Below are 7812 nucleotides of genomic sequence, written 5' to 3'. Positions count from 1 at the left end.
AGCCCCTAATATGTCAAAGCCAAAATACCCTTTTGAAAAGCGCCTTGTAGTCGTGAATCACTACTTCACAACTGATGATGGTTACAGGATCATCTCGGCACGTTTTGGTGTCCCCCGAACCCAGGTCAGGACATGGGTTGCCCTCTATGAAAAACATGGAGAAAAAGGTTTAATTCCCAAACCTAAAGGTGTTAGTGCTGATCCAGAGTTGCGTATTAAGGTCGTGAAAGCTGTGATCGAGCAGCACATGTCCCTTAATCAGGCTGCTGCTCACTTTATGCTTGCTGGTAGTGGTTCTGTAGCCAGGTGGCTGAAGGTCTATGAAGAGCGCGGAGAAGCTGGTTTACGCGCGCTCAAGATTGGCACCAAAAGAAACATTGCAATATCAGTTGATCCAGAAAAAGCGGCATCAGCATTGGAGCTGTCAAAAGACCGACGCATTGAGGATCTTGAAAGGCAAGTTCGATTTCTTGAAACGCGGCTTATGTATCTAAAAAAGCTGAAAGCCTTAGCTCATCCCACGAAAAAGTGAAAGTACTCAACGAGCTAAGGCAGTTTTATCCTCTTGATGAGCTTCTCAGGGCTGCGGAGATACCGCGCAGTACGTTTTATTACCATCTAAAGGCTCTCAGCAAGCCTGACAAGTATGCGGACGTTAAAAAGCGTATTGGTGAGATTTATCACGAGAATAGAGGCCGATACGGATACCGTAGGGTAACGCTGTCTCTTCATCGAGAAGGGAAACAGATTAACCATAAAGCTGTTCAGCGCCTGATGGGAACCCTCTCACTTAAAGCAGCGATTAAGGTCAAGCGATACCGCTCTTACAGAGGAGAGGTAGGGCAAACCGCCCCTAATGTTCTCCAAAGAGATTTCAAGGCTACGCGGCCCAACGAGAAGTGGGTTACCGATGTTACTGAATTTGCAGTCAATGGGCGCAAGCTGTATTTGTCTCCAGTAATAGATCTCTTCAACAACGAAGTTATTTCTTACAGCCTTTCGGAAAGACCAGTGATGAACATGGTTGAGAATATGCTCGATCAGGCATTCAAAAAGCTTAATCCTCACGAGCATCCTGTTCTGCACTCTGACCAGGGATGGCAGTATCGTATGAGAAGATATCAAAATATCCTTAAAGAACATGGTATTAAACAAAGCATGTCCAGAAAAGGCAATTGTCTGGATAATGCTGTGGTGGAGTGTTTCTTTGGAACCTTAAAGTCGGAGTGTTTTTATCTTGATGAGTTCAGTAATATAAGCGAACTGAAGGATGCTGTTACGGAACATATTGAATACTACAACAGCAGAAGAATTAGCCTGAAATTAAAAGGTCTGACTCCAATTGAATATCGGAATCAGACCTATATGCCTCGTGTTTAACTGTCCAACTTTTTGGGGTCAGTACAATCTGGGGCCTGCAGCGGGCTATCACGCCGCGCCTGGGAGCCCGTCTGGTACAGGAGGGCAACCGGCTGCACTACCTGGCTGACCGGGCCAGCATCACCGGTATGTTCAGTGACGCCGAATGCCGGAAGCTGGATGACACATTCCCACACTTTACCCGCCAGATGGAATCGATGCTGACCACCGGTGAACTCAGCCCCCAACATGCCCACTGCGTCACCCTGTACCACAACGGTTTTACCTGCGAAGCCGACACCCTTGGCAGTTGCGGCTACGTATACATCGCCATTTATCCCACTCAGCGTTAATTACCTTCACGAGAGCAAACATGAAAACTTTACCTGCAACAACTCAGCGGGCAGCGAAGCCCTGCCTGTCACCCGTGGCTGTCTGGCAAATGTTACTGGCGCGTTTGCTGGAACAGCACTACGGTCTGACAATAAACGACACCCCATTCAGGGCGTTGTTGCTCAAATCAGGGAACTATTGTCAACGACGGATGAAAAGTGATCCACTTATATCTCCACCAACGGCCCAATATTGATCCACCGTTTTACTCAGGATTAGCTTCAGCTATAACCCCGGCCTTTCGTTTCTGTCTGAGTCGATAGCTTTCTCCTTTGATTTGAACGACATGTGAGTGGTGTAAGATACGGTCCAGCATCGCTGAGGTCAGTGCTGCATCACCGGCGAACGTTTGATCCCACTGCCCGAACGGCAGATTGGATGTCAGGATCATTGCGCTCTTTTCGTAACGTTTAGCGATGACCTGGAAGAACAGTTTTGCTTCTTCCTGACTGAACGGCAGATAGCCTATTTCATCAATGATGAGCAGGCGGGGGGCCATTACTCCACGCTGAAGCGTCGTTTTATAACGGCCCTGACGTTGTGCCGTAGATAACTGAAGTAACAGATCTGCTGCTGTTGTGAAGCGAACCTTGATACCTGCACGGACTGCTTCATAGCCCATCGCTATTGCCAGATGGGTTTTCCCCACACCTGATGGCCCCAGTAATACGATATTTTCATTACGTTCTATGAAGCTGAGTGAGCGTAACGACTGGAGTTGCTTCTGCGGTGCTCCGGTGGCGAATGTGAAGTCATACTCTTCGAACGTTTTCACCGCCGGGAAGGCTGCCATTCGGGTATACATCGCCTGTTTACGTTGATGACGTGCCAGTTTTTCTTCATGAAGCAGATGCTCCAGGAAGTCCATATAACTCCATTCCTGATCTACTGCCTATTGTGACAGCGCAGGCGCTGCGCTTATAAGGCTTTCCAGTTGCAACTGCCCGGCGAGCGCCATCAGTCGTTGATGTTGCAGTTCCATCATCACGCCACTCCTCTGCAGAATGAGTCGTAGATGGAGAGTGGATGATGCAGGGGGTGTTTATCGAAGTTCACCAGATTTTCACCAGGATGCACGTCATACTCTTTTTTCTCCGGAGGCAGTGCCAGCATGGACTGCTGCTCTTCGAGCCAGCGATCGCAGGGACGGGCCTGGATTGTTTCATGCTTTCGTTGGTTAGCGACATCGTGCAGCCAGCGCAGACCGTGGCGGTTGGCTGTTTCAACATCGACAGTGATCCCCATCGGGCGCAGGCGAGTCATTAGTGGGATGTAAAAACTGTTACGGGTGTACTGCACCATCCGTTCCACCTTACCTTTAGTCTGTGCCCTGAAGGGGCGACACAGTCGGGGAGAGAAGCCCATCTCCTTGCCGAACTGCCACAGCGAAGGATGGAACCGGTGCTGACCGGTCTGATATGCGTCACGTTGCAGAACCACAGTTTTCATATTGTCATACAACACTTCGCGCGGCACACCACCAAAGAAGCGGAACGCATTACGATGGCAGGTTTCCAGCGTGTCATAACGCATATTGTCAGTGAATTCGATGTACAACATTCGGCTGTATCCGAGAACAGCAACGAACACGTGAAGCGGTGAGCGGCCATTACGCATAGTGCCCCAGTCAACCTGCATCTGTCGTCCGGGTTCAGTTTCGAACCGAACGGCAGGCTCCTGCTCCTGAGGAACCGAGAGAGAACGAATGAATCCCCTGAGAATGGTCATTCCGCCACGATATCCCTGGTCTCTGATCTCGCGAGCGATTACCGTTGCCGGGATTTTGTAAGGATGAGCATCGGCGATGCGTTGACGAATATAATCCCGGTATTCATCCAGGAGTGAAGCAACAGCAGGTCGCGGCGTATATTTTGGCGGCTCAGATTTTGCCTGCAAATAACGTTTAACCGTATTGCGGGAGATCCCCAGTTCTCTGGCAATCGCCCGGCTACTCATTCCCTGCTTGTGCAGGATTTTAATTTCCATAACTGTCTCAAAAGTGACCATAAGCTCTCCTGAATCAGGAGAGCAGATTACCCCCTGGATCTGATTTCAGGCGTTGGGTGTGGATCACTATTGCACCGTTCGTGACAACTATCCCGCAGTTTGGTGATCTGATCTCTTAGGTTCACCACCGGGAGCGCCAGATGGGCAAGTCCAAGCACAAGATCAGCAACTGGAAACAGTACAACCAAGCCTTGGTGCAACGTGGTTCGTTGACCGTCTGGATGGATGAGCAAGCCATCCAGCAGTGGCATTGCCAGCCCCATCATGGCCGCCGAGGGCGAGGCTTCCATTACAGCGACTCCGCCATTGCAACCGCGCTGATGCTCAAGGCGGTATTCAAGCTACCGCTGCGTGCCTTGGAAGGCTTCATCAACTCGCTGTTCGAGCTGATGAATGTGCCCTTACAGTCGCCGGACTACAGCTGTATCAGCAAGCGCGCCAAGACGGTCGAAATCAAGTACCGCCTACCGAGCCATGGCCCAGTGGCTCACCTGGTCATCGATGCCACCGGACTCAAGGTCTATGGCGAAGGCGAATGGAAAATTCGCAAGCACGGCAAGGAGAAACGCCGCGTCTGGCGCAAGCTTCACCTTGCCGTAGATGCGGCGACCCATGCCATCGTTGCAGCCGAAGTCAGCCTGGAAACGGTGGGCGATAACGAGGTGTTGCCCACGCTGCTCAACCCCTTGCGCCGCAAGATAGAACAAGTCAGCGCCGATGGTGCCTATGACACCAAAGCCTGTTATGCCCTACTACAAAAGAAGGGCGCCAAGGCCACCATACCGCCGAGAAAAAATGCGGCATTCTGGAAGACAGACCATCCACGCAACGAGGCGGTTGCCGCGCTCAAGGCAGGAGAACTGGAGCAATGGAAAAAGGACTCTGGCTATCATCAGCGCTCGATAGCTGAGACCGCCATGTATCGCTTCAAGCAGCTCATCGGTCCGAAACTGAGTCTGCGGAGCTACAACGCCCAGGTGGGTGAGATCCTGGCCGGGGTGAAAGTCATGAACAAGGTCATAGGGCTTGGTATGCCTATTCGGCAGGCTGTCAACTAAGCCCGCCCGGCGGGTTGGGGAGCGACCATCCAACTTTGGATTTGATCAACAAGGCCCCCATTCAGCGATGAAGTTGTTATACAGCAACATATCGATGCCGGTATCACCCTGTCAGATGCCGTGAATTTTCTGGTGGAAAAATACGAACTGGTCCGTATCGACAGGAAGGGATTTCGCTGGCAGGAACAATCCCCTTACCTTCGGGCTGTCGATATTCTGAGGGCAAGACAGGCAATAGGTCTTTTACGAGGATCTCATTGAGATATGGTAGGATGAAGTTTTCGAGTACGATATCTATTAAGCGGAATCGAACCAAAGACGGTTAGTTATTATTCAATGAATTCTGTCAAAATAACTTTTGGGGGCCTTATTGGGGGCCCCTTAACTTTATTAACAACAAATAAACCTTAACTATCAACAAATAAACCATACATATTCGAAGTCTGCAGGGGACACTTTGACCTTCACGCGCATTCACCTGTCTATCGCCAGAATTCACTGAGCAGAAGATTCCTGTTTTATTTGAGCGTAACGCGCAGCAAGCTGTCTTAGGCGCAACTCCAGTTGGGTCTTTTCGGCTTCAGGAAGCGCATCTCCGGCTGGATGCTGTGACAGGCGTCGGAGTTGTTCTTCAGCCGGTATTGTTTGGTTAAATGACTGTATAGTCGAAAAAACCACCGATTTAAGCTCACTCACCGTGATATATTTTCCTTTTTGCTCATCCAGACTGCTCAGCCGATGACTCAGTTGCTGAAGCTTCATCATTCCCTCATACCAACTGTTCATAGCGTAGACAGGCAACGCTGCCGCGTTAAATTTTTGCTGCCACTGTGAGGTGAGCGGCTTCGCCTCCTCCGGCCGCAATGTATGGAGTTGCGCTAACAGCTGAAGGCTGTAGGAAATATTCCAGTCAGGAGGCAGCTTATCCAGTCGGGCAAGCTGCTGCTGCGTTTCAGTGATAAATGTGGACGGCAAAGTACCTTGCTGTGCTAACGCGTCTTGCTGAACAGGTGTAAGCACTTCAGGTAACGGCGCCAGAGATGCATTAGCCTGAATCGTTAAGGGATCGGGTCTGGACAGAAAGCCCCCTCCCCACGCCGCGGCGAGGCTGACCACCAGCATAGAACACATTCCGGCGACAAAGGGTTTCCATGGTCTGACCGCCCCGTGCGCTGTCGTAAAACCCTCTGCATCAGGCTGATTCTCCGGCTGCACAACATAGACCCATTTCACTTCGTCAACCGGCTCTGCCCTTTCCTGAGGTATTTCGCAACCGGGCATCATGAGTGCATTCAGATCTGATGCGTCATTACTGCTTTCCAGCCGTTCAGCATTCGAACGTATCATTGTTCGTAACGTATCGAACTGGCTTAGGTGTTTCAGCTCAAGACGCTGTAGCACGGCACTCAGTCGGGTAAGCAATTCTTCAGCACGATAAAGCTCACTAAGATGGCTTTTGTTGAGTGGAAGCATACGCATGTGCTGCTGCAGGCGCTGGCTCAAGCCGCTAAGGATTTCCATACGAGCGTGTAATGTCTTCGGCCAGAAAACGTCCCACTGATGGCTAATCAGGGCCTCCAGAATCGCCAGCCCTTCGTTCAGGCCTGCTAATCCAGACAGGTGAATGCGGGCAAGGGTGTACCAGGCTGCAGTCTGCAACTCCACACCGTTCTGTTCAAACAGTGAGAGGCCGAGTTTTTCGACATATTGCCAGTTCACATCCGGGCGAGCAGGATGCGTCAGCTTACTGAGTTCATCGCGGAGGGCGGCGTAATCTGGCAGCGTACGCGGGTCGCCGCCGGTTTTAATTGTATGTGGGATGATGTCATTCATGACCTATTGTCCATTTGACGTATCTGGAGCTAATAAAGGTTATTGTTTATGCGGCTTCGCTTTCTGCATATTCGAGACTCTGCAGATACTGTAGCGTTACCGGGTCAGCAATATATTCAATCTGCCCGTGGTGACGCTCCACCTCTTCAATAATTCGGCTAAGCTCGATCCGGAAAAACTCTTTACGCAGATTGATTCGGTTAATCCGGTAGCGTTCCAGATGTTCATGTAACGTCCTTTCAAGCGCAGGGGCATCATCGCAAGAAATCATGGCGTGGACATCAAAATCAAACGGCACAGCTGCCCCGCTCAATTCTTTCACGCGCTCCATGGGCTCCAGTCGTCGGGTCATACCGATTTTGAAGACGTTTTCACCGAAGGAGCCGATATTCGAAATGACATACACGTATCCCTGTTTGGTGAGCTGGGCCATGGATTTGGCACGTTCATACTGCTGATGCACGTCCTGGATTTTCTGCTCCAACTCCAGGCGCTGTCTTTCCAGTTCTACCCTGTGAGCACCTTCAGCGGCGAGCAGGGCTTCTTCCAGTAAACGCTGCTGCTCAGCAAGGCGTTGCTCCTCCTCTTCCGCTTCGCGCTGCTGCTGCTCCAGTTCGTCCTGTCGCTGTTTTTCTTCACGCATCTGGCGTTTGAGCTCAGACTGATATTCTTTTTCTTCCTGCGCTTTTTCCAGCAGAGCAACCTTATCCAGAAACTGCTGTTTTACGCCTTCCCAGTCGGCGTTATCTTCCAGTTCCAGAAATGCGATTTTCTCGCTGATAGCAGCGTAAGCCTCTCTTTCCTTCCTGAGCTGGTCGTACTTGCTTTGCCAGTTATTCACCGTGGTGCCAGAAAGCAGGGTTTTGACTTTGAATTTATACGCGGAGTCCACAATACGCTGCAGTGCCCGAGAGGCTTTATTTTTGGCATTGTGAAAGTCATCCCACTGACCGGCAAGGCGTTGCTTTTCCTGATACAGACCGCGAGCCACTTCAGTACTGACGGTTTCTTCAAAGGCTTTCTCTTTCTGAATGAGGTTCGACATAGCCTGTTCCAGCTCCGCTGTTTTCTTACGGAAGCCCCGGTAAATGAAAACCCGCATTATCAACGCAACGGCTATCAGTAAGCCAAAGAATAAACTGATGATTCCTGCTGGATTAGG

Annotated in this window: 6 protein-coding genes and 3 pseudogenes; 5 read left to right on the top strand and 4 right to left on the bottom strand. The window is 50.6% G+C overall.

All coding sequences use genetic code 11. From position 1 onward, the window contains the following. The first annotated feature begins 10 nt into the window (after positions 1–10). The 3 genes and pseudogenes from N6P30_RS23900 to N6P30_RS23890 all read left to right on the top strand — a co-directional run. Positions 11–1380, top strand: a protein-coding gene (locus N6P30_RS23900) for an IS3-like element IS150 family transposase (protein ID WP_260629995.1) whose coding sequence is annotated in 2 segments (ribosomal slippage) — positions 11–491 and positions 491–1380 — 1371 coding nt in all. Because the reading frame shifts where the segments join, the coding sequence is not laid out codon by codon here. A 26-nt stretch (positions 1381–1406) separates the two neighbouring features. Next, entirely contained in the window at positions 1407–1712 is a 306-nt protein-coding gene (locus tag N6P30_RS23895; protein WP_226484542.1) for a type IV toxin-antitoxin system YeeU family antitoxin, read from the top strand. Positions 1713–1732: 20 nt separating this feature from the next. After that, positions 1733–1861, top strand: a pseudogene (locus N6P30_RS23890) (TA system toxin CbtA family protein); the annotation flags it as partial. 96 nt (positions 1862–1957) lie between these two features. On the opposite strand, the pseudogene istB reads toward N6P30_RS23890, so the two are convergent. Both istB and istA read right to left on the bottom strand, forming a co-directional pair. After that, positions 1958–2740: pseudogene (istB, locus tag N6P30_RS23885) on the bottom strand (IS21-like element IS100kyp family helper ATPase IstB). Continuing rightward, entirely contained in the window at positions 2737–3759 is a 1023-nt protein-coding gene (gene istA, locus N6P30_RS23880; protein WP_000255956.1) for an IS21-like element IS100 family transposase, read from the bottom strand. Before istA ends, istB begins: the two are co-directional and overlap by 4 nt. A gap of 140 nt (positions 3760–3899) precedes the next feature. Here istA and N6P30_RS23875 point away from each other — a divergent pair, with 140 nt between their 5' ends. Continuing rightward, the gene (locus N6P30_RS23875; RefSeq protein ID WP_226484104.1) at positions 3900–4817 is read left to right on the top strand and encodes an IS5-like element ISEc35 family transposase; all 918 of its coding nucleotides are present in this window, start codon (positions 3900–3902) and stop codon (positions 4815–4817) included. Positions 4818–4874: 57 nt separating this feature from the next. Further along, positions 4875–5078, top strand: a pseudogene (locus N6P30_RS23870) (TA system toxin CbtA family protein); the annotation flags it as partial. Positions 5079–5312: 234 nt separating this feature from the next. Here N6P30_RS23870 and N6P30_RS23865 read toward each other — a convergent pair. Next, complete coding sequence (locus N6P30_RS23865) at positions 5313–6650, bottom strand: VasL domain-containing protein (RefSeq protein WP_023294205.1); 1338 nt, start codon at positions 6648–6650, stop codon at positions 5313–5315. A gap of 46 nt (positions 6651–6696) precedes the next feature. Beyond that, positions 6697–7812, bottom strand: a 1116-nt coding sequence (locus tag N6P30_RS23860) for a GIY-YIG nuclease family protein (RefSeq protein ID WP_260629994.1), incomplete at its 5' end; no start/stop codon positions are given.

Source organism: Enterobacter sp. PL1 (genome assembly GCF_945957325.1).
Lineage (GTDB): Bacteria > Pseudomonadota > Gammaproteobacteria > Enterobacterales > Enterobacteriaceae > Enterobacter > Enterobacter roggenkampii.
This window is presented reverse-complemented; position numbering and strand designations above follow the sequence as displayed.

Excerpts from the sequence above, each read along its gene's own strand:
- istA (WP_000255956.1), bottom strand. The coding sequence starts at position 3,759 with ATGGTCACTTTTGAGACAGTTATGGAAATTAAAATCCTGCACAAGCAG.
- N6P30_RS23875 (WP_226484104.1), top strand. The coding sequence starts at position 3,900 with ATGGGCAAGTCCAAGCACAAGATCAGCAACTGGAAACAGTACAACCAA.
- N6P30_RS23865 (WP_023294205.1), bottom strand. The coding sequence starts at position 6,650 with ATGAATGACATCATCCCACATACAATTAAAACCGGCGGCGACCCGCGT.